A 24,862-nucleotide genomic window follows, 5' to 3' on the forward strand; every position below is an offset into this window, starting at 1 on the left:
GAGCATTGTGGAGATCCGGCCGGTCGAAGGGCTGCTGCTCGGCTACTTCGCGTTGATGGCGACCATTGCCGCACTGGCCCACGAGCGGTTGCCGGGTGCGGTGGGCTTGCTGGGCGGGTGCGTTCTCGGCGGCGCTTTTCTCGTGGTGGTCGCGCGGGCCGGGCAGTGGTGGCCGGGTGATCGGCGGGTCGCGGGCCTGCGGTTCATGGCGCCGTTGCTCGTGATGCCGGTCGTCTACTCCATCGCCGCCGAGGCGGCGCTCGCCGTGCATGGCCGATTTCTCGACGATGCCGTACGCGCCTGGGAGCGGGGGCTGTTCGGGGTTGACCTCAACGCCGTCGTCGTCGAGTGGGCCATGCCGCCGACCACCGAGCTGGTGACGTTCTGCTATTTCTCCTTTTATGGGTGTTTTCTGATCGCGCCGGTGCTCTACTTTCGAGGCCGTACAGAGCTCGCGGAGGGATACCTGTTCGCGCTGCTCGCCACACTGATCATCTGCTACGTCGGTTTCATGGGGCTCCCGCTGGAAGGACCGGCGCCGGGGCCGCCGGAGCTGTACGCCGCCCAGCGCCCCACCGGCTACCTGATCACCCCGCTGCAGAACGCCGTCATGGCCGCCCTCGACCCGCCCGGCGCCTGCTTCCCCTCACCCCACGTGGCTGGCGCCTGGATCACGGTGCTCACCCTGCGCCGCCACGTCCGCGGGCTCGCGAGCCGGCTGCTGTGGCTCGCGGCCGCAGGGTTGACGGTGGCGGTGGTGCACAACTCGTACCACTACGCGTCGGACCTGGTCGCGGGGCTGGCGGTGGCGCTGGTCGTGCACGCGGTGACAAGCCGCACCGAGAACGCCCGCCGCACCCCGGTCAGGACGGGGTGAACACGAGGCCGGCGTTGTGGCCGCCGAACGCGAACGACGTGGACACCACGGCCCCCGCCCCGGGCGGGCGCGGCTCGCGGACGACGTCGACCTCGCACTCGGGATCCAGAACGTCGAGGTTGATCGTCGGGTGGATGAGGCGTTCGTGCAGGGTCAGCACGGAGACCACGGCCTCGATGGCCCCGGCGGCGCCGATGGCGTGACCGACGATGCTCTTGGTGGAGGTGACCGGCACCTGCCCCGGCCCGAAGACGCGGGCGATCACTCGCGCCTCGGTCACGTCGTTGAGCACGGTGCCGCTGCCGTGGGCGTTGACGTGGGCCACGTCGCCGGGGGTGAGCCGGGCGTCGGCCAGGGCCTGGCGCAGGCAGCGTTCGGCGCCGTCGCCCTTGGGATCGGGCGAGGTGAGGTGGTGGGCGTCGGAGGTGCGGCCGTAGCCGGCCAGCTCGGCGTAGACGCGGGCGCCGCGGCGTACGGCGTCGTCGAGACGCTCCAGCACGACGAACGCGGCGCCCTCGGCGAGCACGAACCCGTCACGGGCGGCGTCGAACGGGCGGGAGGCGCGCTCGGGCTCGTGGCCGCGCTGGGACAGCGCGCCGCAGCGGTGGAAGGCGAGCAGGATGGTCGGTGACACGCACGCCTCGGTGCCCCCGGCCACGACGAGGTCGGCGGAGCCGTCGCGCAGCAGCCGCAGCCCCTCGCCGACGGTGTGGCCGCCGGAGGCGCACGCGGTGGAGACGGTCATGCTGGGCCCGAGGATGTCGTGGCGCATGCTGACGAACGCGGCGGAGGCGTTGGGCATCGTCCGCGGCACGTAGAGGGCGCCGGGCTGGCCGCCGCCGAGCAGCGCGGCCTCGGAGGTCTCGGTGCCGCCGAGCGCGGTGCCGGTGACGACCGCGCGCCGCTCGGGCGGCACGTGCGGCCCGCCCGCGTCGGCCAGCGCGTCGGCGGCGGCGCACACGGCGAGCAGCGTCGCGCGGTCCATGCGCCGGGCCTCCTTGCCCGTGACGTAGGGGGCCGGGTCGAAGGCGGGCACCTGGCAGGCGAACCCGACGGGCAGCTCACCGGCGTCGAACGAGGTGATCGTGCGTGCCGTGGACCGCCCCTCGACCAGCGTCCGCCAGAACCCGGCCAGGTCGTTGCCCGCCGCCGTACGCACGCCGAGCCCGGTGACCGCGACGCGGACCCGCGCGCCCATCAGCCGACCCGCGCCCCGGCGTGGACCAGCCCGGCCATGTCGGCCAGGGTGCGCGCCTGCTTGGCGGTGTCGAGGTCGACGGTGACGTGGAAGCGGTCTTCGCTGGCGGCGGCCAGCTCGGCCATGTCGAGGCTGTCGGCGTCGAGCTCCTGGCGCAGGTCGGTGTCGGCGGTGATGCGCGCGGGATCCACCGACAGGATCCGGGCGCAGATGGTGCGCAGTTGCTGGAAGATCTCTTCCTCGGTCATGCGTACGTCCTTGTCGGGGTGTCTGGGGGCATGCGGGAGGCGGACCGGCCGGCGGGGACGTGCCCGGGAACCGGATCAGCGGCGATTACTCTACCCTTACGACCGGACACTGTCAGCTACGGCCATCCGAGGTGAAGTGCGTGGGGCGGAGAGACCCGTTCACGAAATGCCGGCTCCCCCAGGAGGTCGAGGCGGTGGTCGCGGCCGGCGTCTATCCCTTCTATCTGCCGGTGGAGGGCAGGCTCGGCGGCGGCGAGGTGGTCGCGGCGGGGCGGCGGGTGCTGCTGGCGGGCTCCAACGACTATCTGGCGCTGTCGGGCGACCCGCGGCTGGCGGCGGCGGGCGTGGCGGCGATGGAGGAGCTGGGTGCGGGCAACTCGGGCTCGCGGGTGCTCAACGGCACGCTGGCTCTGCACGAACGGCTTGAGCGGGAGCTGGCGGCGTTCCTCGGGCACGAGGCGGCGATGGTGGTCTCCACCGGCTATCAGGCGAACCTGGCGCTGAGCGCGCTGTTCGGGCCGCATGACGTGGTGGTGGCCGACCGGCACATGCACGCCTCGCTCATCGACGCGGCCCGGCTGGGGCAGGCCGAGCTGCGGCGCTACCGGCACAACGACATGGCGCACCTGGAGACGCTGCTTGAGGAGGTGGGCGACGATCGCGGGGCGATGGTGCTCACCGAGGGCATGTTCTCGGTGGGCGGCGATCTGTGCGACCTGCCGGGCGTCGCCAAGCACGCGCAGCGGCACGGTGCGCGGGTGGTGCTGGACAGCGCGCACGACGCGGGCCTGCTGGGCGCGGGCGGACGGGGCGCGGCCGAGCACTTCGGCCTGGGCGCGGCGGTGGACGTGCAGACGGTGACGTTCTCGAAGTGTTTCGGCACGCTGGGCGGCGCGGTGGCGGGGCCCCGGCACGTGGTCGACTACCTGCGGCACAGCGCGCGGGCGGCGCTGTTCTCGGCGTCGCTGCCGCCGTCCTGCACGGCCGCGGCGCTGGCGGCGCTCGACATCATCCGTACGGAGCCGCAGCGCCGCAGGGCGGTGTTGGCGGCGGCGGACCGGCTGCGCGCCGGCCTGACCAGGCTCGGCTACGCGATCCCGCCCGGCGGCACCCCCACGGTGGCGCTGCCGATGGCGGACGCGCTGACGTGCTGCCGCTTCTGGGCGAAGCTGCTGGAGAAGGGCGTGCTGGCGAACGTGATGCTGCCACCGGGCGTGCCGGGCGAGCAGCCGCTGATCCGCCTCAGCGTCACCGCCGCCCACACCACCGCCCAGGTGGACCGGATCCTGGAGGCGGTGGCCACGGTCACCGGTGAGCTGCCCGGTGAACGGCCTGCCCACGCCCTGGGCCATCGCCGCCCGAACGCCCGAGGCTGAGCGCGATCACTCCCGCGAACCCGGCAGGAGACCGCGCCCGCCCGAGCTAGCGCGGGACGAACCTGACGAACGGGATGTGCTTCCCCACCTCGTGGTAGTCGTCCTGGCTTTCGTCGACGGCGTAGCCCATGAGCTTGCACAGCCGCCGGGCGGCGGTCGGATGCTGGGACGCGTAGCGGGCCATGATGACGGCCCCCGCCTCGGCCGGCAGCGGAACGGCCGTCACCGGGTGGACGCGTCCGCCGACCTGGATCGTCACCTCGGGGGAGGCGGTGACGTTGCGATACCAGTCGGCCTTGACGCCGAACCCCGAGGCGGCCACGTAACCGTTCTCGTCGTGCTCGACGACCTCGATGACGACCTGGCGCGGCAGTCCGGACACCCTGCCGACGTGGTTGAGCAGCATGACCCGGCCGCCCAGCAGGGCGCCCAGGCCGAGCCGGTAGAGCAGGATGGGCAGCCGCCACAGCTTGCGGCGCAGCCCGGTCGGCGGTGCCGGCCTCTTGACGATCTCCATGACGTCACCTTCCTCGGGTGGTCGCGGGCGGCAGGACGCTCCCCGCGCCGAACTGCCGGCGCAGCACGGGCGCGAACGCCTGACGGGTGATGATCCGGTTGGCGAGTCCCTGCACGGCCAACCCCGCGCGGCCGGAGGGCAGCAGCATGCGGGCGAACAGCAGGGCGTTGCGCTGGCGTCGCCGCACCTCGGGACGCATCCTGGCCTCGTACCGGGCGAACGCGCGCTCGTGGCCCGGCTCTTCGGCCAGCGCCTCGGCCAGCGCGTACGCCCCGGCCATCGCCATGGAGACGCCCTGAGCCGACACCATGGTCATGCAGCCGCAGGCGTCCCCTATCAGAGCGACCCGGCCGCGGTGCCAGACAGGCATCATGACCTGGGCCATCTCGTCCATGAAGATCGAATCGCCGGCGGGTGCGTCGGCGAGCAGCGCCGGCGTGAGCCAGCCCGCGCCGGCGAACCGCTCCCGCAGCAGGCCCGCCCGCTGCTCACGCGGGACGCCTCCGCCACGCGGCGCGCGGAACAGCAGCAGGGCGACCAGGGTGCCGGGCTCGCCGCTCGGATAGAGGACGGTCTGGCGGCCGGGCTCGGTGTAGTGGGCGCGTACCCGGCCCCAGCCGTAACGGTCGGGCACCGGGTAGGACGCCAGCCGCGTACCGAGCGGGTGCACGAACCGCGACTCAGGGCCGAACACGAGCTCCCGCGTCCGCGAATGGATGCCGTCGGCCCCCACCAGCAGGTCGAACCGCTCACGGCCACCGCCGGCGAAGGCGACCTCGACCGCGCCGCCGGTGTCGCGGACGTCGGCGACACTGTCCGCGAAGCGGATCTCCACCTCACCGTCCACGGCGTCGAGCAGGGCGCCTTCCAGTGTGGTGTGCATCAGTGGCAGGTGCGGCCCCCTGATGACCCGCTCCAGCAGCTCAGCCGGCAACCGGGCCGAGGACCGTCCTGAGGCGTCGACGAACTCGACCGCGTCGACCGGTAGCCGGTGCGGGGTCAGCCGGTCGAGAATGCCCATGCGAGCCGCGACGTCGTAACCGCTGCCGAAGAAGTCGACCCCGTAGCCGCCCAGGCGGCCGTGTGGCGCGCGCTCCACGACCACCGGCTCGAACCCGCGGCGCCGCAGCCAGTAGGCCAGCGTGAGCCCGGCGATCCCGGCCCCGCTGATGAGCACTCTCCCGCCTTTCCTCCGGCAAGCAGGCGGGTCGAGAGCGCTCACCCCACCGCTCATCTCTCCTCCACGGGAAGCAGCCCCTGCGCCACATCCAGTGCCTCGCCGACGGGCAACTCCCCGTCGATCATGCGATGCAGCATCAGCCCGTCGATCGCGGCGACGATCAGCGTCGCCACCCCGGCCGCGTGGCCGGCCGCCCAGCCGGGATGCCGGACCCGCAACCGATCGGCGATGTGCTGCCTGGCACGGCGAAGCTCATCGCGCAGCATGGCGCCGAGCGCGGGATCGCGCGTCGCTCCGATGATCAGCTCGGCGGCCAGCCGGGAGCCGTCCTCGTCGCCGGCGACCGGCCCGGATGCGGGCACGCCGTCCGCCGCCGGCCGGGACGCGGGCTCGTCGGCGGCGGTCCGCGGCAGCAGCATGCGGATCGCGTCAAGCGCGGCTCGCTCGTCCTCCGCGGCCAGCAGCTCATCGACGAGCGGGTTGACGAGCAGGTCCGTGCCGCGCCGGAAGATCGCCGCGTGCAGGCCGGGCAGGCCGCCGAAGTGATAGTGGATCAGCCCGGCATTGGTCCCGGCCCGCTCGGCGACGGCACGCGCCGTGATGCCGGGCCAGCCGTGCTCACTCAGGAGCGCCAGGCCGGCCTCCACGAGCTGCTCACGCCGCCGATCCCCTCGCGAAGATTTTGGCCGATCGACCAAGTTAGTCATGCGGCCAACTTAGCACGCCGTGATCGGGAGGCCGCCATGCCTGGGCCACCTCACCCTCGCTCGGGCCGGCGCACCACGCCTGACCTGCGCCCCTTCGAGTCCAGATGGATCATCACCGCTGCCGACGCCGCCGCGCATCTCCGGCGGCGAGGTTCGCCACTTCCACGTCGCTCTGATCGCCCGGCTCGCCGGCGCCAGAGGTCACGACGGCTAGCGGCGGCCGTACTTCTTGTGGACCGCCTGCTTGCTCACCCCGATCGCGTCGGCGATCTGCGACCAGGCGAGCCCGGCGACCCGGGCCCGCCGCACCTGGACCGCCTCCAGGCGCTCGATCTCGCGCCGCAACGCGGTCGTGGCGTGCAGGGCCAGCAGCGGATCGTCGTCCTGTGCCTGCCTCATGAGGGTCGCCAGGTCGTTCGTCATGCACTAAAGGTAATCCAGCAGCAGCGCGTTGATCTCCTCAGGACGTTCGAGCGCCGGCAGATGCCCGGCCCACTCCAGCTCCAGCAGCCGCGCCTGGGGCAGCTCGGCGGCCAGGTGGCGGGCGCTGTCGCGGAAGTACGGCAGGTCGTGCCCGCCGGCCACCACCAGCGCGGGCACCTCGATGCCGGCCGGGGAGAACTCGCCTTCGACCTGCTCGGGCTCGGGGTCGGCGGCGAGCTGCACCTCGAACGCGTGCCGCTGCATCGCCACCACCTTGTCCCACGCCTCCTGGCCCGCGTCGGGGCCGAGCAGGGTGCGGGCGTTGAGCTCGGCCGCGCCCCGCACGTCGCCCTCCTCCAGCAGGCGGTTCTCCTCCTGCCAGTAGGCCCGCAGGTCGGGCGTCGGCTCCAGCGTCGAGAGCGGGTTGAGCAGCACCAGCCGCCCGGCGAGCCCGGCCGCCGCCAGCTCCAGCGCCACCCGGCCGCCGCCTGACGACCCGACCAGCGCCGCCCTGCTGACGCCGATCGCGGCCAGCACCTTGGCGACGTCGCCGGCGTCGCTGTAGGGGCCGTCGGAGCGGTAGGGGCTGCGGCCGTAGCCGCGGAAGTCCACCTTGATCACGCGGAAGCGGTCGGCCAGCGCCTCTTCCTGGGCGTCCCACATGCCGGAGTCGGCCGCCGTCGAGTGCAGCAGCACCACCGGCTCGCCGGCGCCGCGCTCGTCGTACCAGATCGTCATCGGGACTCCACCGCCATCCGCACGCCGAGGCCGATCAGCACCACGCCGGAGATCTGCTCGAGGCGCCGCTTGACCGACGGGCGGCCCAGCCACGCCTTGGCCTGGGCGACGGCCCAGATGAGCACCAGGTACCAGAGCACGTCCACCGCCACCCACACGACGGCGAGCGTGACGAGGGTGATCGGCACGTCCTGGCCCGCCGGGACGAACTGCGGCAGGAACGACATCGCGAACACCGCCGCCTTCGGGTTGGCCAGGCAGGTGCCGAGCCCCGCCAGGTACGCGCCGCGCCGGCCCGCCACCGCATCCCCCTCGACGGCGGTGACCGGCAACGGCTTCCTCGCCTGCCACAGCGCCTGCGCGCCCATCACGACGAGCACGACCGCGCCGGTGACGCGCATGACGTCGTAGGCCAGTTGCGAGGCCACGACCAGCGCGGACAGGCCGAACGCGGCGGCCAGGCCCCACAGCAGGATGCCGGTCTCGTTGCCCAGCGTGGCCGCCACACCGGAGCCGCGGCCCGAGCGCAGGGTCTGCCGCAGGATGACGGCCGTGCTGACCCCGGGCGCCATGGCCACCAGGACGCACGCGCCGATGAAAGCGAGAAGGTACATGCGGGGATGCTGACAGAACCCGCGGCGGGGTGTCGCCTCATTTTCGCCGCGGGCGTCAGCCGTACAGTTTGGCCAGGTCCGTGACGGCTTCGCTCATCAGCGTGCGCAGCTCGGGCGGGCCGAGCACCTCGACGTCGGCGCCCATGCGCAGCAGCAGCCATCGGGCGTGCGTCAGCGACTCGACCGGGACGGTGAGCGTCAGCCAGCCCTCGGGGTCGGGCTCCTCGGCCGCGGCGAGCGCGGCGCCGACGACGTCCGCGCCCATCGTGTACGCCAGCAGGTCGCCCCGCCCGGGTGCGAGCTTGATGACGGCCTCGGCGGTGTACATCCGCTCGCGGAACTCCCGGGCGTACTCCCGCCAGAACGTGGCCAGCTCGAACCCCTCCGGCCTGGCGAAACGTCCCGGCATCGTCTCCAGGGTCAGGATGCGCGCCACCCGGTACGTGCGCGGCGAGCCCCCGGGCGGGGCGGCCACGAGGTACCAGGAGCCGCCCTTGAGCACCAGCCCGTACGGATGGATGACGCGGTCGACCTCCTGCTTGCCCCACCGCCGGTAGGTCATGTGCAGCGGCCGCTGGTCCCAGACGGCCTCGGCCACCTCGCTCAGGTGCGGCACGTCGTCGGCGGAGCGGTACCAGCCGGGCACGTCGAGCAGGAACCGCTCGCGCATGCTCGCGGCCTGCGAGCGCGGCTCCGGCGGCAGCGCGGCCAGCAGCTTCAGCTCGGCGTTGGCCGCGAACTCGCCCAGGCCCAGCTCGGCGGCCGGCCCCGGCAGGCCGGCCAGGAAGAGCGCGGACGCCTCCTCGGCGGTCAGGCCGTTGAGCCGGGTGCGGTAGCCGTCGAGCAGCTGGTAGCCGCCCGCGGGGCCGCGGTCGGAGTAGACCGGGACGCCGGCCGCCGACAGGGCCTCGACGTCGCGGTAGACCGTGCGTACGGACACCTCGAGCTCGTCCGCGATCTCGGAGGCCGTCATGCGGCCGCGCGTCTGCAGGAGCAGAAGCAGCGAGAGCAGGCGGCTGGCGCGCATGCCGGCCATTCTATTTGCGGCGGGTACGCGCCACCGGCCCCCGAGTGCGGGTCAGGCGAACTGCTGCCAGCCGAGCCTGATCACCATGGCCACGACCACGACCAGCAGCACGATCCGGACGAACGCCGTGCCCCGCTTGAGTGCCGTCCGCGCCCCGAACTGCGCCCCCGCCACGTTGCACACCGCCATGCCGAGGCCGAGCGCCCACTGCACGTGCCCCTGCACCGCGAACACGGCCAGCGCGCCGACGTTCGTGCCGATGTTGATGATCTTCGCGGAGGCGGACGCGGAGACGAAGTCCAGCCCGAGGATGGTGGTGAAGGCGATGATGAGGAACGTTCCCGTCCCCGGCCCCATGATCCCGTCGTAGAAGGCTATGCCGACCCCGGCCGCGGCCACCGCCGCCACCACGCGGGACGGGGTGCGCAGGTGCGGCACCGGCACCGCGCCCATGCCGGGCCGCAACGTCACGAACACCGCGACCGCGACCAGCACCACCATGACGGCGGGCCGCAGCACCTCGGCCGAGATGGACGCCGCCGCCCACGCTCCGAGCCCGGCGCTCACCATGGCCATGGCCGCCCCGGGGATCGCGACCTGGCGGTCGACCTTGGTGGAGCGCGCGTAGGCGACGGCGGCGGAGGTGGTGCCGAACACCGACGACAGCTTGTTGGTGGCCATCGCCTCGACCGGCGGCATCCCAGTGACCAGGATGGCGGGGAGTTGCAGCAGCCCGCCGCCGCCCACGACGGCGTCGATCCACCCGGCTCCGGCCGCCGCGGTCAGCAACAGAAGGACCTGCTCCAGCGGCACGCGCGATTCCCCCGATTCCCCCAAGAAACGCCAAGAGTGTACAAGCCGGGATCTGGTCACTCCGCCTTCGGGGTCCGGACGCGGAACGGGACCCCGCGGCGGGGGTCCCGTTCCGGCGCGTTCAGAGGGTCAGGCAGCCGGCGAGGGGGACTTCGGGTGGGATGACGACGGCCCCGACGGGGTCGGCGACGGTGCCGGTGGCGCAGTTGGCCATCACGACCGGGTCGGTCTTCTGGAGCGACTCGAGCACGTTGATCTTGGCAGGGTCGACTATGGCGTGCGCGGCCGGCGCCGCCATCAGGAAGCCGCCCGCCAGAGCGGCGACCACGGCGATGCTACGAGGGGATGGGCGCATGGATACCTCCATGGATCAGGGAACAGAAGCACGGCGTGACGCCGCGCACCTGCTGTGATTACCCTCCGCAACATTACTCACCGTAACCATCGGTGACGTTGCGCTGTCGCGGGCTCGGCCTGCTTCTATCGCTCCGGCTAGGCCCGCGCGGTCACTCTCACGCCGGTCGCGACCACCGCGAGGCAGATCAGCGCCACGCCGGCCACCGCCGCCAGCATGATCGGGTACGACAGCCACGCCGACAATCCGGCCAGCAGGGCAGGAAGCAGGAATCCCGTGTACGCCAGCATGTAGTAGACCCCCGTCAGGCCGGCCAGGTCGTCCGCGCCGGCCATGCGCTGAATCTCCAGCAGCCCCGACACGACCGCGATCCCGTACCCCATGCCGAGCACGGCCGCCGCGGCGGCGGCCAGCCACGGCGACAGCAGCACCGCGTCCGCGGCGCACAACGCGGCACCGGCCAGCATCACGCTCATGGCCGCGACCGGCGCGCGCCCGCGCAGTCTCTTGGCCACCGGCTGGACGGCCACGCCCATGCCGAGCATCAGCACGGTCAGGCCCGTCGCGTACGCCAGGCCCCACTCCCCCACGCGGGTCTCCACGAGCTGCGGCATCACCGCGTACGCCAGCCCGGCCGCCCCGAACACCCACGGCGCCATCGGCAGCACCACCAGCCAGAACCGCCGCCGCGCCGGGGCCGGCACGCGCAGGTCGTCCACCAGCTTCGCCGGCAGCCCCGCCGGGTCCGGGCTGGGGGCGCGCGTCTCGGGCACGCGCAGCAGCAGCACGGGGACGGCCGCGGTGAGGAGCACGTGCACGACGTACGGGCTGACCATCGGCCACGGACCCCACTGGGCCAGCGCGCCCGCCACCCCCGCGCCCAGCCCGAACCCGGCCGTCTGGCACAGCGAGGCGCGCCTGGCGGGCAGTGCGCCGTCCTCGCCCGCTGACAGCTCCTTCACCCAGCTGCTGCCCACCGCCATCGCGATGCCCACCGCCACCCCGGCGATCAGCCGGCCCGCGTAGATCGCCCACGCGCTCTGGGCGCCGAAGCACAGCACGAGGCTCGCCAGCGCCGACGCCGCCGTGCCCGCCACGAGCACGGGACGCCGGCCGCGCCGGTCCGACACCGGGCCGGCCAGGAGGAGGCCGGGGACGAGGCCGACAACGTACGCGCCGAGGAAGGCGTCCACGTCGAGCGTGGAGTAGCCACCGAGGCGGCGGTACATGAGCAGCAGCGGCGTGAACTGGTTACCGCCCCACCCGCACAGGAGCATCGCCGCCGCCACGACCCGCCAGGAGAACGTGCGGCGGGCGGCCGGCTGGGTTTCGAGCATGAAGGAGGAACTTTCGAGGTCGTGACGAGCAGGGGTGAAGGGTCAGTGCGGGGTGCCGTGGGTGGCTGTCAGGTGGGCCTCGAGGGCGGCGGCGAAGGCGGCGGTGTCGCCGGCACGCAGATGCTCACGGAGGGTCTCGTGCTCGCCCGCCAGCAGCGGCAGCCGCTCGGGACGCAGCCGCAGGGCCGAGATGCTCATGCGGCGCTGACGGTCGCCGAGGGTGGCGTAGAAGCGGCCGGCCAGCCGGTTGCCCGACGCCTCGACGATGCACCGGTGGAACGCCTCGTCCGCCTCGGCGAACCCGCCGACGTCGGCCGCCGCCGCGAGGTCGCGCTGCCGGGTCAGCAGGTCGCGCATCCGCTGGTCGTACTCGCCGGGCAGACCGTTCCTGGCGATGCGCTCGGCGGCGGAACGTTCCAGGGCGAGGCGCAACTCCAGCACATCGGCCGCCTCCCCCGGCGGCACCGGCACGACCACCGCGCCGCGCTTGGGATGCAACGCCAGCAGCTCCTCCGATTCCAGCCGCAGGAACGCCTCACGCACGGGCGTCCTGCTCACGCGTACGCGCTCGGCGATCTCCCCCTCACTGATGAGGCTGCCACCGGGCAGCTCGCCGGAGAGGATCAGCTCCTTCGTGACGGTGTACGCGGTGTGAGCAGCGGACGGCCGCTTGGCGGTTTCGGGCATATGTCCAGATTAGCAGGCTTGGATGCAAGCATGTATCTATGATGCCGCCGCGCGGGAGAAGCGTTCGGCGAGGTGGGCGAAGGCGGCCTTCAGCTCGGGCGGCCCGACGACCTCGATGTCGGCGTCGAACCTGCCGAGCGCCGCCGCCAGCCCCGGCCACGACCACGAACCCAGGACGAGCCGGCACCGATCCGGCCCGAGCGCCTCGACCAGACCTTCGCGGGTGTACTGGGACACGACGTCGGCGGGCAGATCGAGAATCACCTCACCCCGGCACGGCCAGTCCGCCCCCGATGTGGGACCCGGGTCGGGGGCGCCGCGGAAGCGGGCGGCCACGAAGGCGGCCACGTCACCGCCGGGCAGCTCGCGCGGGGTGAAGCGGGGGCCGTTCGGGGTGCGCGGGGTGATGCGGTCGGCGCGGAACGTCCGCCAGTCGTCGCGGTCGAGGTCCCAGGCGACGAGATACCAGCGCCCGCCCCAGGCGACGAGATGATGCGGCTCCACCCGCCGCAGCACCTCCTCTTCGGCGGAGCGGTAGCCGAAGCGGAGGACCTCGTGGTCGTGGACGGCGGCGCTGACGGCCATGAGCACGCCGGTGTCCACGGTCGGGGCGGGCCGGTCGGCGGGGCGTCCGACGGCGGTGACGCGTACGGTGTCGATGCGGCGGCGCAGCCGGGACGGCATGACCTGCCGCACGGTGGTGAGCGCCCGCGCCGCGGCCTCCTCGATGCCCGCGCCGGCGGCGGTGGCGAGCTGGAGCGCGACGGCCACCGCCACCGCCTGCTCGTCGTCGAACAACAACGGCGGCAACTGCGCACCCGCCCCCAGCCGATAGCCGCCGTCGGGCCCCTTGAAGGTCACGATGGGATAGCCCAGCTCGCGCAGCCGGTCGACGTCGCGCCGGACGGTACGCGGGCTGACGTCCAGCCGCTCGGCCAGCAGCGCCCCCGGCCAGTCGCGGCGGGACTGCAGCAGGGAGAGCAGGGCCAGCAGGCGGGCGGAGGTCTTGTGCATGCCTGCCATGATGCCCGCAGTAGCGGCCACATCCTGTCCCCTTCTCCTGCCAGGATCAGCGGCGCTCCAGAAGCGGCCACGAACTGGCCGCAATCCCTGCGAGTGTTGCCGGTGCAGCGCCGATCTCGTACCCCCAGAAGGATGCTCATGGTCGTTCTCAGCACGCGGGCGCTCAACCGCGCCACGCTGGCCCGGCAGTCCCTGCTCGAACGGGCCGCCGTACCGGCCCTCGACGCGGTCGCGCACCTGTGCGGGCTGCAGGCGCAGGAGCCGCAGGAGCCGTTCGTGGGGCTCTGGTCGCGGTTGTCCCCGTTCCGCCCTGAGGCGCTGTCGGACCTGCTGACGGGACGGCAGGTCGTCCGCGTCCACCTCATGCGCAGGACCGTGCACCTCGTCACCGCCGAGGACGCCCTGGCCTGGCGGGCCCGCCATGACGCGATGCTGCGGCAGAAGGTGCTGACCACGTACCGGCGGGAGCTGGCCGGCGTCGACGTGGAGAAGCTGCGCGAAGCGGCCATCGAGATCATGGCGGACGGCGAGCCGCGCTCGATGGGCGAGATGGGACGCGCGCTCGCCGAGCGCTGGCCCGACCCCGGCCCGCGGCCGCTGGGCGAGCTGGCGATGGCCGCGCTGGTCCCGGTGGTGCAGCTGCCGCCGCGCGGGCTGTGGCGGACCACGGCGGGGGTGCGGAACGCGCTGCTGGAGTCGTGGCTGGGCAAGGAGATCGAGCCGCTGCCCGCCGACGGCTCCGACCTCGTGGGCCGGCAGCTCGTCCGTCGCTACCTCGCCGCCTACGGCCCCGCCGCCTCAGCTGATCTGCGCGCCTGGTGCGGCCTGACCGGGCTGCCTGCCGCGGTCGCCGCGGTGCGGGACGAGCTGGTCACGTTCAAGGACGAGCGCGGGCGATTGCTGCTCGACCTGCCGGACGCGCCGCTCCCCGACCCGGACACGCCCGCCCCCGTACGCTTCCTGCCCGCCTTCGACAACGCGATCCTCGGCTACGACGACCGTACGCGGATCATCGACGACGCCCACCGGAACCTGTCGGTCAGCGGAGCCCGCGTGGTCCTCGTGGACGGCCGGGTGTCCGCCACCTGGATCACCGCCCGCGATGCGGGCGCGGTGGTCGTCACCCCTCTGCGCGATCTCACGGCGGCCGAGCGGGCCGAGCTGGTCGAGGAGGGGCAGGCGCTGGCGTCGTTCCTGTCGGACGGCGAGACCGACGAGGTACGCCTCACCTGAACGCCGGGTACGTCATTTGTCGTGTCCCGCACCGGGCATCCGCCTGTGTCCCTGGACGCGGCGCCGCGCCTACCGTGGGTCCGTCGCGCCTACGGCAGGCGCGGTCCCGCCCCGGTCCGAGTCGAGGACGATGCTGATGGACGTCTCCTTCGCCACGATCTGGGAAGCCGTCGCCCGCAGGTTGCCCGGCGCGGTGGCGGTCCAGGAGCCGGGCAGGGAGCTGACGTACGCCGAGTTCGACGACCGGGCGGCGCGGCTGGCGGAGGCGCTGGTGAGGGCGGGGGTGGGACCTGGCGGCCGGGTGGCCTGTTATCTGCACAACGGGGCCGCTTACCTGGTGACCGTGTTCGCCGCGCTGAAGATCGGCGCGGTGCCGGTCAACGCCAACTACCGCTACACCGGTAAGGAGCTGTCGGGGCTGCTGACGGATGCCGGCGCGGAGGCGATCGTGTTCAGCGGGTCGCTCGCCACCGGGGTCGAGGAGGCGGTCAGGACCGTGCCCACCCTGCGCCTGCTCGTACGGGTTGATCGCCCCGGCCGAGCGGCGGCGCACGAACAGATACTCCTCGACGTTCCCGGCCGGATGTCTGCCGGCTTGGACGACCTGATCGCGACCACGCCACCAAGACCGGCGGAGCCGCGTCCTGGCTCCGACCAGCTGTTCCTCTACACCGGCGGCACCACGGGCCGCCCCAAGGGGGTGGTGTGGCGGCTGGCGGACCTGCTGCACTCCCTGGCGGTCCCGGTCTTCGGCCCGCTCGGCGTACAGGGGCTGCCCGCCACGCTGGAGGAGGCCGTGGAGATCGCGGTGGCGGCGCGCAAGGACGGGCGAGCGCCGGTGACGCTCCCGGTCGCGCCGCTCATGCACGCCACCGGCCTGTTCAACGCGATGGGCGCCCTGCTGACCGGTGGCCGGGTGGTGACCACGCGGCCGGGCGGGCTCGACGCGCGGCACGTCTGGGAGACGGTGGCGGAGCGGCGCGTGCGTACGGTGATCGTGGCGGGCAACGCGGTCTGCGCCCCGCTGGTGGCCGAACTCCAGGCAGGACGGTCCTACGACCTGAGCTCGCTCACCTCCCTGATCAGCTCGGGCACCGCACTGAGCGACGACCTCAAACAGGTCCTCCACGAACGCGCCGACGTCACGATCTTCGACGCGATCGCCTCCAGCGAGGGCGGGCCGTTCGCCTTCGCGGTCACGTCGTCGGCCGCCGACCTGCCCGCCCGTTTCTTCCCCGTACCAGGCACCAAGGTCATCACCCCGGACGGCCGGCGGCTCACCCCGGGCAGCGACGAGACGGGCGTGCTCGCGTACGCGGGCCCGATGCCCCTCGGCTATCACGGCGACCCGGCCAGGACGGCGGCCACGTACCGCGTCATCGACGGCGTCCGCCACGCGATCCCCGGCGACCTGGCACGGCTGGAGGCGGACGGCGCGATCCGCTTCCTCGGCCGTGGCTCCTCCGTGATCAACACCGGCGGCGAGAAGGTCTACCCGCAGGAGGTCGAGACCGCCCTGCTCACCCACCCCGACGTGACCGACTGCGTGGTGGTGGGCCTGCCGGACGAGACGTGGGGCGAACGCGTCGCGGCGGTCGTGGCCACCACAAGCCCGACCCTGACCGAGGACGTTCTCCACGCGTGGGCCCGAAAAGACCTGGCCGGCTACAAGGTCCCCCGCCACATCCTCCTCCGCCCCGCCCTCCCCCGCTCCCCGGCGGGCAAGCTGGAACTGGCCTGGGCCAGACGTGTCCTCACAGATCACGGACGTAGTGGTCGTACCAGGTGCCGTCCTCGTCCTGGCTCCGCCTGACGTACCGGAAGCCGGACCGCCGGGCGACGGCGATGGACGGGGCGTTCTCCGGCTCCGCCCGGATCAACGCCCGTGTCGCCCCTTCCGAGGCCGCGAACCGGCAGGCCAGGTGGACCGCGCGGGTGGCCAGGCCGCGTCCCCGCCACCGCGGATAGAGCCCGTAGGCGAGGTTCACCTGGTCATCGGGCAGCTCCTCCGTCCCGAAACGCACGTCCATGGTGCCCACCAGGTCTTGATGGCCGACGACGTGGATCCCGAAGGCGCGATGCGGGCCCTTGGCGGCCCACAGCTCCATGCAGCCCCGTATGTACTCCTCGGTGTCGGCCCGGTTGCTCGGCCCGCCGTTGAGCCACCGTACAAGCTGATCATCCTCACCGGCCAGATGCGCATCGAGATCGTCCAGGCACAGCGGCGAAAGGGTGACGACACCGTCGGACAGCGATGAGACGCCCATCTGTCGATGTGTAGCCGCCGATACCCGCATGAGCAACCGAATATCGGCTGGAACCGGCCGCTGACTGGCGGACGACGCCAGGGGGTGTGAAGTGCGCGCTGGGCTGGGTCGCCGCGCAACGCCGGACGCTACGGCGCCGCGGGCTCCCGCCTACCCTGCTCGTCCAGGGCGGGCGGCAGGCAGATCACCCGGCGCGCGATCGAGCGGTTCCTGCGCGAGATCCGATGACTTCGACGCCTTGGATACGCTTCCTCCCGGAACACGACGAGCGGGACGGGGCGGGACGGGGAACGTGCGGCACGAGACTGACGGGGGGACGCGGGCGGCGTCCCTGCACGTGTTCGACATGGACGGCACGCTGCTCACCGGCTCTTCGGCCAGCCTGCAGATCGCCCGCCGGCTCGGCACGTACGACGACCTGGTCGAGCTGGAGGCCAGGTTCGCGGCCGGCGAGATCGACACGCGGGGCTTCGCCGCCGCCATCCACGAGCTGTGGCGCGAGCTGACGCAGGCCGCCGTGGCCGAGGCGTTCGCGGCCAGCCCGTGGCTGAACGGCATCGAGCAGGTCTGCCGCGACATCCGCGAACGGGGCGAGCGCTCCGCCGTCATCACCATGTCGCCGGACTTCTTCGCCCGCCACCTGCTCGACCTGGGCTTCGACGAGGTGGTGGCGTCCCGGTTCCCGGCGCCGCCGTTCGCCGAACCGCTCGACCCCGCCGCCATCCTCACCCCGGCCGACAAGGTCGACATCACCGAGGAGTTGCGGGTGCGCTTCGGTCTGCCGTACGAGCGGTGCGTCGCCTACGGCGACTCCATGTCGGACGCGCCGCTGTTCCGCCGCCTGACGAACACGGTCGCGGTGAACGCCGACCACCACCTCGCCGACCTGGCCGCGCTCAGCTACCGGGGCGGCGACCTGACGGAGGCGTACGAGCTGGGCCGTTCCCTCCTGACCCCTTGACACCCCGCGCCGCCCAGGCAGAAGCTCTATTTCAGAACATTGTTCTAAAATAGGGAGTGGCCATGGGCGAACTCGACGGGCGAGTCGCGATCGTCACCGGAGCCAGCAGGGGCATCGGAGCCGCGATCGCGGAGGCGTTCGGCGCGGCAGGCGCACAGGTGGCGGTCACCGCCCGCACCCTGGAAGAAGGCACCAGCCGCCTGCCGGGCACCCTCCGCGACACGGTCGGCCGCATCCGCGACGCCGGCGGCACCGCCGAGCCCTTCGCCGCCGACCTCTCGATCCCCGACGACAGAACTCGTCTGGTGAAGCAGGTCCTCGACCGCTTCGGCAAGGCCGACATCCTGGTCAACAACGCCGCGGTCACGTTCTTCACCCCCGTCGCCGACTTCACCCCCCGCCGCATGGCGCTGATGTTCGAGGTCCAGGTCAACGCCCCGACCCACCTCGCCCAACTCGTCATCCCCGGCATGCGCGAACGCGGTCAGGGCTGGATACTCAACATCAGCTCGGTGGCCGCCCGCCACCCGTCCCTGCCTCCGGGCCCGATGGCCGGCCTGGGCGCCACCGTCTACGGCATGTGCAAAGCCGCCCTCGAACGCCTCACCACCGGCCTCGCCGCCGAACTGTACGCCGACAACATCGCCGTGAACTGCCTCTCCCCCACCCAGGTCGTCCCCACCCCCGGCACCGTCTTCCACGGCCTGACCACCGAAAACGACCCGAACGCCGAACCGCCGGAAGTGATGGCCACCGCCGCCCTGGCCCTGTGCCGCGCCCCGGCAGCCACGCTGTCGGGCCGCATCGCCTACTCCCAGGACCCGCTCCCTTGACCATCCTGCCGCTCGATCCCTGATAGGTCGATGACCAGAAACCCGCCTTGGCGGCGAGTCGGAGACCAGGGCGACGGCGTGGTCGACGACCACGATGTCGGCGGTGTGGTTGCCAAGCGCGGTGGTGACCTTGGAGCATCTCCTTACCTACCGATGCAGGCGACGTTCCCGGGAGCGGCCCCATGATCACCGAAGATCTGTCCGAGCCGGAGATCGCCCTCTGGAAGGCGTATCCCGCGGCCCGCCCGGTGAACCTCTCCGGCTCCCCCGTCCGGGCGACGGTCATCGCCAGGCTGCTGCTCGGCGCCCTCGACGACCTTCCCGGGCAGACGCCGGGCCTGCGCCTGTCCGGGGCGCGGATCACGGGCCGGCTGGACCTGTCGTACGCCGAGGTACACCATCCGCTGAACCTGACCGACTGCGACTTCGAGGAGGCCCCTGTCCTCACCGGCGCCCGCACCGGCCTGGTGCGCCTCGCCGCCTGCCGCTTACCGGGGCTGCTGGCCGGGAACGCGGTGATCGGCGGCGGTCTGCGCCTGGAAGGGTGCCGGCTGGACGGCCCGCTCCAGCTCGGCGGAGCGCACGTCAACGGGGTGATTGAGCTCAGCGGCACGGCGATCCACGCCCACCCCGCCGTCGACGCCGCGGGCCTGATCATCGATCGGGACCTGTTGTGCGCGAACGCCGTCCTCGACGGCGAGTCCCACCTCGCGGGCGCCAGGATCTCCGGGACGATGATCCTCGACGGCACGCAGGTCGGCTCCTCGGACGGCCGCAGCCTCACGGCCGACGGCATCGTCATCGACGGCGGGTTGTCCTGCGGCCGCGGCTTCCGCTCGTACGGCGAGCTGAGTGTCCAGGATGCCCGGGTGGGACGGAAATGCGCGTTCAGCGGCGCCCGGCTGTCCAACCCGTCCGGCATCGCCCTCAACGCGGAACGGCTCTCCGTCGAGGGCGGGCTGCACATCGACGAGGGCTTCACCGCCGAAGGCGAGGTCCTCCTGCGCGGGGCGCGCGTGACCGGCCAGCTCTCCCTGGCCCATGCGACCCTCGTCCACCCCGGTGGGCGCGCGCTCAACGGGCCGCTGATGGAGATCGGCAGCGGGCTGCGGGCGACGCCGGGGTTCGTGGCGGACGGAGTGGTCTTCCTGGACTCGACGCAGGTCCGCGGGTCGCTCAACCTCGACGGCGGGCGGCTGTCCAACCCGGAGGCGACGGCGCTCTCGCTGCGCCGGCTCGGGGTGACCGGCAGGTTCAGCTGCGGCGAGGGGTTCCGCGCCGACGGGGAGATCGTCCTCATCGACGCCAAGGTCGAGGGGATCATGGAGTTCCACGGCGCCGTCCTCAGCAATCCCGGGGCGCGGGTGCTGAGCCTGTGGGAGGTGAGCGTGGGCGGTGGCGTCGACTGCTGCGAAGGCTTCACCGCCCAAGGCGGCGTGTCCATCAGGGACTCCCAGATCGCGGGCGCGCTCTGCTTCGCGCACGCCACCATCGACGGTGATCTTCAGGTACGCCGTGTCCAGGCGGCCGCGCTGAAGATCGGACCGGAGACCGCGCTCCTCGGCGCCGTCGACCTCCGCAACACCCGGGTCGGCGTGCTCGACGACGTCCCCGGCCGCTGGCCCGCCCGGCTCCAGCTGAACGGCTTCACCTACGACAACCTGGAGCACGTCCTGCCCGTCCAGGAGCGGCTCGACTGGCTGGCCAAGGAGGACTACCTGCCGCAACCGTACGAGCAGCTGGCCACCGTCTACCGGCGCCACGGCCACGACGAGGCCGCCCGCGACGTGCTGCTGGAGGGACAGCGGCGCCGCCGCGCGGGCCAGCGCCTCGCCGCCCGGCTCTGGAGCTACCTGCAGGACTGGACCGTCGGCTACGGCTACCGCCCCCTCCGCGCCGCCCTCTGGCTCGCCGCCCTCCTCCTCATCGGTACGCTCGTCTTCGCCACCGACCACCCACCGGCCTTCAAACCCGGCGAAGCGCCCCCGTTCAACGCCTTCCTCTACACCCTGGACCTGCTCCTCCCGGTCATCAGCTTCGGCCAGGAGAACGCCTTCGGCCCCCACGGCACCCAGCAGTGGCTCGCCGCCACGATGATCGCCGCGGGCTGGCTGCTCGCGACGACCATCCTGGCCGGCCTCACCCGCGCCTTCTCCCGCCGCTGAGCCCTCGCAGTGAGGTGGACTGTACGTGCGATTCGCCATTGCCTACCGCGAACGCGAATTCCGGCTGTGGAGTTACGTCCCTTCGCACTCCAGGCTCCTGCTACGCAGTGGCCGGGAGACTTCCGGCACCACGCGCATCGACATCGCGTTCGGCGACGTCTCGGCCGTGAGCCTGCCCGTCCTGATGGACGGCCTCACCGTCGAGCAGCCGGATGCGCAGGCGACGCACGACGTGGCCGCGCGACTCGGACCTCGCGCGCAGCTCGATGATCTGCTGATCCTGCGCGGACACGGCTATCACGGATACGTCCTGGCGAGCCTGGTGGAGGTAGATGAGTCCGACCGTCCTCTTTGGGAGCCGGACAAGTGGGGGATCTGCTCGCCCGGCTGAAACCCGCTGCGCACCCGGGCGGTCTGCGATCAGTCGAAGGCGCACAGCCCGTTGAACTCCCTGATGTCCGTGTTGATGTCGGTGATCACCTGGTTGGGGTCGGCGTCGACCATGCCGGTCAGGCGGAAGCCCAGCTCCTGGAACTCCGCGGCCAGCCGTCTGATCTTCGCCGCGACCACTCCCTGCGCGCTGAGCCCCGCGCCCATCAGGTCGCGGTACGTCTGCTGAGCCGCGGCCGCCTGGCCGCTGCCGCTGGTGCCGGCGTCCCTGCGGTACGCGTTCAGCGCCGTAGCCGCCTCGTCACAGCCGGCGGGCCGGACCTCCGGCAGCGGTGGAGGGGTGTCCTGGGTCGCGCGCGTGCGTTCCGGCGGCCGGGACGTACTTCGTTCAAGCGAAGGCGATGGGGAGGGCCGGGCGTCTTCCCGGTCCGGCGAGGACGGCTCCGGGGACGGGCTCGAGACCGCGGACGGAGTGGAGACCACCGCGCCGGACCCCGTGACGGGCGGCCTCAGGTAGGTGAAGAGCGCCACCACGGCTGCGAGCGAACCCGCCACGGCGCTCACCGCCGTCCAGTTCAGCCGCGAACCCGCTCCCTCGCCGCGCGCTGATCCACTCCCCATGGCCCCATCGTGGCGGACCCGCCCAGCCCGGTCCAGGACACCACCGGCCTTCCCTATCGTGGTTCGACGCGCATGAGCAGCCGTCTCGGGTGCAGGGTGATGCCGATCTTGGTCCTGGTGTCGGTGCCTGGGGCAGGGACCAGGCGCCAGCGGCAGGTGAGCGTGGCCAGGATGATGGCCAGTTCGGTCAGTGCGACGTGATCCCCGGGCACTGCCGGTTGCCGACGCCGAAGGGGATCATCGCCGTTCTCGGTACGCCGGCGGCTCGGCCGGGTGTCCAGCGGTCGGGGTCGAAGGTCAAGGGCCGGGGGAAGGATGGCGGGTCACGCTGCATCGCGTACGGGCTGTAGGCGATGTCGGCCTGCGCCGGGATGCCGTACGCGCCCAAACGACCGCTACCTGCGCCTTTACACCAACCCACCCGACGACATCGCCGCCGACTACGTCGAAGACCTATGACCGCGAGACCTGGTCACACCTCAACACGACGGGCAGCGTAGCCATCCGCCCAGTCGACGATCCGGTCGGCGAGTCCTATGACGGCAGCCGCGACGCCGGGAGCGCCTGGACCACCGGCTGCGTCGATGACTCTGAGTGTGGGCCGAGTATGGAACACCGCTTGGCCTGGCGTCGGTTCGACCAAGCTGTACCACTACCACATCGCCATGGTGGTGGCGCGCTCCGCGCCGGCTGCTGATCCAACTCAACCGCCACCAGATCTCGGCCCGCCGGGGCGCGATCATCCGTCACGGCCGCCATCGCCAGCGCCGGTGCGTTGCTTCCTGAACTTCCCGGTGGCGCCTACGACCCCGTAGCCGATACTCGGGCTCGACGGTTCAGGAGTCGCGGCGGCCATTCCTTCGCGGCGCGATGAAGACGGCCCAGGCGGCCACACCCAGGCCCGGACCGATGGACGAACCTAGCGCGACACCGTAAGCGAGGTTGTCGAAAAAGCCCCCGACGACGACGCCGACGAGGACGCCGAAGGCAGCGCCGAAGGCGATCCAGATCCCAAGATTCGCCCAGATCCCGAGACCTCCGGCGGGCGGGGGCGTGTTGTTGCTCGTCATTGCATCTCTCCTAAGGACGCGTGGACAGGGCTGACAATCTGGCGGCCCATCACGGCGGATGTTGGTGTTCGCGTTGTCCGGTGTCCGGAGCGGCCGAGTGCCCGCCGCGCCTACGCCGTGGCACGGCGTATGAGCCTGTACCCGCCGACCGCGAACGCGGCGGCCACCAGGACCGGCCAGCCGGCGAGCAGCGCTGTGGGGGACTGGTCGAGCAACCAGCGGCCGATCGCGTGCCATTGCCGGGTCCACGTGATCAGCGCGGCGGCCAGCCCAAGCGCCGTGAACGCCAGGGTGAGGCAGGCGATGACGCCGGTGGTGCCCCAGCGCAGGTACAACGTGCCGAGCAGGATCCCGAGGTGGGTCACGACCAGCATGGGTACCGCGTACCCGAGCAGGAGCAGCACCGGGTGGGCGTCATCCATGAACGGCAGGCTGAAGAAGCGCATCCCCACCCCCCAGTAGCCGGTGGCCTGTTCCACGGCGCGCAGCAGGCAGAGCACCAGCGCGTAGAGCACCGACTGGACGACCGCGAGCAGCGACCAGGCCAGGTAGAACTCCCGGCGGGTCACGCTCATGCCCAGCGCGTACGGGAAGATCTGGGTGACCGAGACGGCGGCCATCCCGATTGCGACGCCGCACAGGCTGACCAGGCCGCCGGTGTTCGTCACGCCGTCGCCCAGGTCGTAGTTCGCCATGAAGGTCAACAGGTTGATGCCGAACACGACGGCCGTCATGCCCCACGTCCAGCCCAGGATCTGCGGCCAGGCCGGCATCTGGAGACGGGCCACCTGACGGATGCGGTTCATCGGGTGGCCTCCCGGCCCGCCGCCGCCGTTGTCGTCGGCGGTACGGTCAGGCGGACCACGAGTTGCTGCAACGACAGCGGCTCCAGCTCGACGTTCAGCGTCTGCGCGTGCGCCTTCGCGTGCGGTCCGAGCCCGCCGAGGATGGTCGACCGGACCAGGCCGCTCAACCGCTCGCGGTGCAACTCGGTGCGTCCGGCGGCGAACCCGTCCACGGCCTCCGCCCGTCCGGTGGCCGCCACCGCCCGCCCGCGCAGGTCGTCGGCGTCCTCATCGAGCAGCAGCCGGCCACGGTCGATGAGCAGCACCCGCTCGACCAGATCGCTCACCTCGTCGATGAGGTGGGTGGACAGCACCACGGTGCGGGGATGCCCGGCGTAGTCGGCGAGCAGGCGGTCGTAGAAAAGCTGCCGGGCGGCCGGGTCGAGCCCGAGGTACGGCTCGTCGAAGAACGTCAAGGGCGCCCGCGCGGCCAGCCCGACGGTCACGCCGAGGGCCGACAGCATGCCCCGCGAGAGCCTGCGGACCAGCCGCCCGGCCGGTAGCTGGAAGTCCGCGGCGAGGCCGTGCGCGAACGTGTCGTCCCAGTTCGCAAACAGCCGGCGTGCGGTGCGAAAGACGTGGCGCACGGTGTAGACGTGGGGGTAGCGCTGGCTCTCCCGGACGAAACAGACCTTCGACAGGACGGCCGGGTTCTCCACCGGTGGCGCGTCGAAGACCGACACGTTCCCCGACGACGCGAACGCCTGCCCGGTGAGGATCTGCATCAGGGTGGTCTTGCCCGCCCCGTTGCGCCCGAGCAGGCCGTAGATCGTGTGCTCGGCCAGCGCGAAGCTCACGTCGTCGAGCGCCGTGACGTCACCAAAGCGCTTGGTCACCCCGTGTGCGGTTACCACCGCCGTCATCCCAGGTCCCTCCCGACAACCGCACCAAATGAATCGATCATCTTCATCAGCTCGTCGTGGCCGATGCCGAGCTTGCGCGCCTCGGCGAGCAGGGGTTCCACGTACTGTTCGGTGAACCGTTCCCGTCGCCGCTCGCGCAGCCTGGCCCGGGCGCCACCGGCGACGAACATGCCGATGCCGCGTCGCTTGTAGAGCGTTCCCTCCGACACGAGCTGGTTGACGCCCTTGGCTGCGGTGGCCGGGTTGATCCGGTGAAAGGCGGCAAGCTCGTTGGTGGAGGGGACCTGGGCCTCCTCCGCCAGCGACCCGTCGATGATCGAGTTCTCGATCAGCTCGGCGATCTGAAGGAAGATCGGTCGGTCGTCGTCCATTGCTGGCTTAGCCGCCCAACTGGTTAGCTACATGTGTAAGCAACCATGCAACCTTGCGCCGCGGCTGTCAAGCCACCCGGGCGTCCCGCAACCTCGGCCGCCGGCGACGCCGGGACCCCCGTT

30 protein-coding genes are annotated in these 24,862 nt (G+C 72.2%); 8 read left to right on the forward strand and 22 right to left on the reverse strand.

Annotated elements, in window-relative coordinates; genetic code table 11:
• The first annotated feature begins 7 nt into the window (after window positions 1-7).
• Window positions 8-877 carry a phosphatase PAP2 family protein gene (locus tag ACFFR3_RS08680; protein WP_364385895.1) on the forward strand — a complete coding sequence of 290 codons (870 nt, stop codon included), beginning with the start codon at window positions 8-10 and terminating at the stop codon, window positions 875-877.
• Here ACFFR3_RS08680 and ACFFR3_RS08685 read toward each other — a convergent pair.
• Both ACFFR3_RS08685 and ACFFR3_RS08690 read right to left on the reverse strand, forming a co-directional pair.
• The gene (locus ACFFR3_RS08685) at window positions 864-2,075 is read right to left on the reverse strand and encodes a beta-ketoacyl-[acyl-carrier-protein] synthase family protein (RefSeq protein WP_364385898.1); all 1,212 of its coding nucleotides are present in this window, start codon (window positions 2,073-2,075) and stop codon (window positions 864-866) included. The genes ACFFR3_RS08680 and ACFFR3_RS08685 overlap by 14 nt on opposite strands.
• Window positions 2,075-2,323 carry an acyl carrier protein gene (locus tag ACFFR3_RS08690; RefSeq protein ID WP_345407661.1) on the reverse strand — a complete coding sequence of 83 codons (249 nt, stop codon included), beginning with the start codon at window positions 2,321-2,323 and terminating at the stop codon, window positions 2,075-2,077. Before ACFFR3_RS08690 ends, ACFFR3_RS08685 begins: the two co-directional genes overlap by 1 nt.
• A 140-nt stretch (window positions 2,324-2,463) precedes the next feature.
• Between ACFFR3_RS08690 and ACFFR3_RS08695 the strand changes: the two genes are divergently transcribed.
• The gene (locus ACFFR3_RS08695) at window positions 2,464-3,699 is read left to right on the forward strand and encodes an aminotransferase class I/II-fold pyridoxal phosphate-dependent enzyme (RefSeq protein WP_379482898.1); all 1,236 of its coding nucleotides are present in this window, start codon (window positions 2,464-2,466) and stop codon (window positions 3,697-3,699) included.
• 46 nt (window positions 3,700-3,745) lie between these two features.
• On the opposite strand, the gene ACFFR3_RS08700 is transcribed toward ACFFR3_RS08695, so the two are convergent.
• The 12 genes from ACFFR3_RS08700 to ACFFR3_RS08755 all read right to left on the reverse strand — a co-directional run bounded on the left by ACFFR3_RS08700 (window position 3,746) and on the right by ACFFR3_RS08755 (window position 13,111).
• The gene (locus ACFFR3_RS08700; RefSeq protein ID WP_345407666.1) at window positions 3,746-4,216 is read right to left on the reverse strand and encodes a nitroreductase family deazaflavin-dependent oxidoreductase; all 471 of its coding nucleotides are present in this window, start codon (window positions 4,214-4,216) and stop codon (window positions 3,746-3,748) included.
• Window positions 4,217-4,220: 4 nt separating this feature from the next.
• Window positions 4,221-5,393 (reverse strand): FAD-dependent monooxygenase, encoded by a 1,173-nt coding sequence (locus tag ACFFR3_RS08705; RefSeq protein WP_379482899.1) that lies wholly within the window; start codon window positions 5,391-5,393, stop codon window positions 4,221-4,223.
• A gap of 53 nt (window positions 5,394-5,446) precedes the next feature.
• Window positions 5,447-6,103, reverse strand: coding sequence for a TetR/AcrR family transcriptional regulator (locus ACFFR3_RS08710; protein WP_364385911.1), 657 nt, complete (start codon window positions 6,101-6,103; stop codon window positions 5,447-5,449).
• Between the two features lie 210 nt (window positions 6,104-6,313).
• Window positions 6,314-6,526, reverse strand: a complete 213-nt coding sequence (locus tag ACFFR3_RS08715; protein ID WP_345407674.1) for a hypothetical protein — start codon at window positions 6,524-6,526, stop codon at window positions 6,314-6,316.
• Window positions 6,527-6,529: 3 nt separating this feature from the next.
• Window positions 6,530-7,264 carry an alpha/beta fold hydrolase gene (locus ACFFR3_RS08720; protein ID WP_345407676.1) on the reverse strand — a complete coding sequence of 245 codons (735 nt, stop codon included), beginning with the start codon at window positions 7,262-7,264 and terminating at the stop codon, window positions 6,530-6,532.
• Complete coding sequence (locus tag ACFFR3_RS08725; protein ID WP_345407678.1) at window positions 7,261-7,878, reverse strand: LysE family translocator; 618 nt, start codon at window positions 7,876-7,878, stop codon at window positions 7,261-7,263. Before ACFFR3_RS08725 ends, ACFFR3_RS08720 begins: the two co-directional genes overlap by 4 nt.
• A gap of 55 nt (window positions 7,879-7,933) precedes the next feature.
• Window positions 7,934-8,905, reverse strand: coding sequence for a helix-turn-helix transcriptional regulator (locus tag ACFFR3_RS08730; protein WP_345407680.1), 972 nt, complete (start codon window positions 8,903-8,905; stop codon window positions 7,934-7,936).
• Window positions 8,906-8,956: 51 nt separating this feature from the next.
• Complete coding sequence (locus ACFFR3_RS08735) at window positions 8,957-9,718, reverse strand: TSUP family transporter (protein ID WP_364379521.1); 762 nt, start codon at window positions 9,716-9,718, stop codon at window positions 8,957-8,959.
• Between the two features lie 121 nt (window positions 9,719-9,839).
• A complete protein-coding gene (locus ACFFR3_RS08740) occupies window positions 9,840-10,073 on the reverse strand; it encodes a hypothetical protein (RefSeq protein ID WP_379482900.1) in 234 nt (77 codons plus the stop codon).
• A gap of 137 nt (window positions 10,074-10,210) precedes the next feature.
• Window positions 10,211-11,410, reverse strand: a complete 1,200-nt coding sequence (locus ACFFR3_RS08745) for an MFS transporter (protein ID WP_364379516.1) — start codon at window positions 11,408-11,410, stop codon at window positions 10,211-10,213.
• A gap of 42 nt (window positions 11,411-11,452) precedes the next feature.
• Window positions 11,453-12,097, reverse strand: a complete 645-nt coding sequence (locus tag ACFFR3_RS08750; RefSeq protein WP_345407686.1) for a GntR family transcriptional regulator — start codon at window positions 12,095-12,097, stop codon at window positions 11,453-11,455.
• A 36-nt stretch (window positions 12,098-12,133) separates the two neighbouring features.
• Entirely contained in the window at window positions 12,134-13,111 is a 978-nt protein-coding gene (locus ACFFR3_RS08755) for a helix-turn-helix transcriptional regulator (protein WP_345407688.1), read from the reverse strand.
• Between the two features lie 147 nt (window positions 13,112-13,258).
• Here ACFFR3_RS08755 and ACFFR3_RS08760 point away from each other — a divergent pair, with 147 nt between their 5' ends.
• Together ACFFR3_RS08760 and ACFFR3_RS08765 are read left to right on the forward strand one after the other, a co-directional pair.
• Window positions 13,259-14,353, forward strand: a complete 1,095-nt coding sequence (locus tag ACFFR3_RS08760; protein WP_345407690.1) for a winged helix DNA-binding domain-containing protein — start codon at window positions 13,259-13,261, stop codon at window positions 14,351-14,353.
• 136 nt (window positions 14,354-14,489) lie between these two features.
• Complete coding sequence (locus ACFFR3_RS08765; protein ID WP_379482901.1) at window positions 14,490-16,166, forward strand: AMP-binding protein; 1,677 nt, start codon at window positions 14,490-14,492, stop codon at window positions 16,164-16,166.
• Here the strand turns inward: ACFFR3_RS08765 and ACFFR3_RS08770 are convergent.
• Window positions 16,108-16,620 (reverse strand): GNAT family N-acetyltransferase, encoded by a 513-nt coding sequence (locus ACFFR3_RS08770; RefSeq protein ID WP_345407694.1) that lies wholly within the window; start codon window positions 16,618-16,620, stop codon window positions 16,108-16,110. The genes ACFFR3_RS08765 and ACFFR3_RS08770 overlap by 59 nt on opposite strands.
• 292 nt (window positions 16,621-16,912) lie before the next feature.
• Between ACFFR3_RS08770 and ACFFR3_RS08775 the strand changes: the two genes are divergently transcribed.
• From ACFFR3_RS08775 to ACFFR3_RS08790, 4 genes are all read left to right on the forward strand, one after another.
• Complete coding sequence (locus ACFFR3_RS08775; RefSeq protein WP_379482902.1) at window positions 16,913-17,581, forward strand: HAD family hydrolase; 669 nt, start codon at window positions 16,913-16,915, stop codon at window positions 17,579-17,581.
• 62 nt (window positions 17,582-17,643) lie between these two features.
• The gene (locus tag ACFFR3_RS08780; protein WP_345407696.1) at window positions 17,644-18,414 is read left to right on the forward strand and encodes an SDR family NAD(P)-dependent oxidoreductase; all 771 of its coding nucleotides are present in this window, start codon (window positions 17,644-17,646) and stop codon (window positions 18,412-18,414) included.
• A gap of 182 nt (window positions 18,415-18,596) precedes the next feature.
• The gene (locus tag ACFFR3_RS08785; protein WP_379482903.1) at window positions 18,597-20,579 is read left to right on the forward strand and encodes a hypothetical protein; all 1,983 of its coding nucleotides are present in this window, start codon (window positions 18,597-18,599) and stop codon (window positions 20,577-20,579) included.
• A 25-nt stretch (window positions 20,580-20,604) separates the two neighbouring features.
• A complete protein-coding gene (locus ACFFR3_RS08790) occupies window positions 20,605-20,970 on the forward strand; it encodes a hypothetical protein (RefSeq protein ID WP_364912213.1) in 366 nt (121 codons plus the stop codon).
• 29 nt (window positions 20,971-20,999) lie between these two features.
• On the opposite strand, the gene ACFFR3_RS08795 is transcribed toward ACFFR3_RS08790, so the two are convergent.
• From ACFFR3_RS08795 to ACFFR3_RS08825, 7 genes are all read right to left on the reverse strand, one after another.
• Window positions 21,000-21,590: a hypothetical protein gene (locus ACFFR3_RS08795; protein WP_345407700.1), complete on the reverse strand. Its 591-nt coding sequence runs from the start codon at window positions 21,588-21,590 to the stop codon at window positions 21,000-21,002.
• A gap of 53 nt (window positions 21,591-21,643) precedes the next feature.
• Window positions 21,644-21,802, reverse strand: coding sequence for a hypothetical protein (locus ACFFR3_RS08800; RefSeq protein WP_345407702.1), 159 nt, complete (start codon window positions 21,800-21,802; stop codon window positions 21,644-21,646).
• On the reverse strand, window positions 21,778-21,924 hold the full coding sequence (locus ACFFR3_RS08805) for a cytochrome P450 (protein WP_379482987.1): 147 nt from the start codon (window positions 21,922-21,924) through the stop codon (window positions 21,778-21,780). Before ACFFR3_RS08805 ends, ACFFR3_RS08800 begins: the two co-directional genes overlap by 25 nt.
• Window positions 21,925-22,426: 502 nt before the next feature.
• Window positions 22,427-22,660 carry a hypothetical protein gene (locus ACFFR3_RS08810; RefSeq protein WP_364379483.1) on the reverse strand — a complete coding sequence of 78 codons (234 nt, stop codon included), beginning with the start codon at window positions 22,658-22,660 and terminating at the stop codon, window positions 22,427-22,429.
• Window positions 22,661-22,770: 110 nt separating this feature from the next.
• Window positions 22,771-23,466, reverse strand: a complete 696-nt coding sequence (locus tag ACFFR3_RS08815) for a hypothetical protein (protein ID WP_379482904.1) — start codon at window positions 23,464-23,466, stop codon at window positions 22,771-22,773.
• Window positions 23,463-24,368: an ABC transporter ATP-binding protein gene (locus ACFFR3_RS08820; protein ID WP_364379477.1), complete on the reverse strand. Its 906-nt coding sequence runs from the start codon at window positions 24,366-24,368 to the stop codon at window positions 23,463-23,465. Before ACFFR3_RS08820 ends, ACFFR3_RS08815 begins: the two co-directional genes overlap by 4 nt.
• Window positions 24,365-24,739: a GntR family transcriptional regulator gene (locus ACFFR3_RS08825; RefSeq protein ID WP_345407710.1), complete on the reverse strand. Its 375-nt coding sequence runs from the start codon at window positions 24,737-24,739 to the stop codon at window positions 24,365-24,367. Before ACFFR3_RS08825 ends, ACFFR3_RS08820 begins: the two co-directional genes overlap by 4 nt.
• Window positions 24,740-24,862 lie beyond the last annotated feature (123 nt).

It is taken from the genome of Nonomuraea salmonea (genome assembly GCF_042428605.1).
Classification (GTDB): Bacteria; Actinomycetota; Actinomycetes; order Streptosporangiales; family Streptosporangiaceae; genus Nonomuraea; species Nonomuraea salmonea.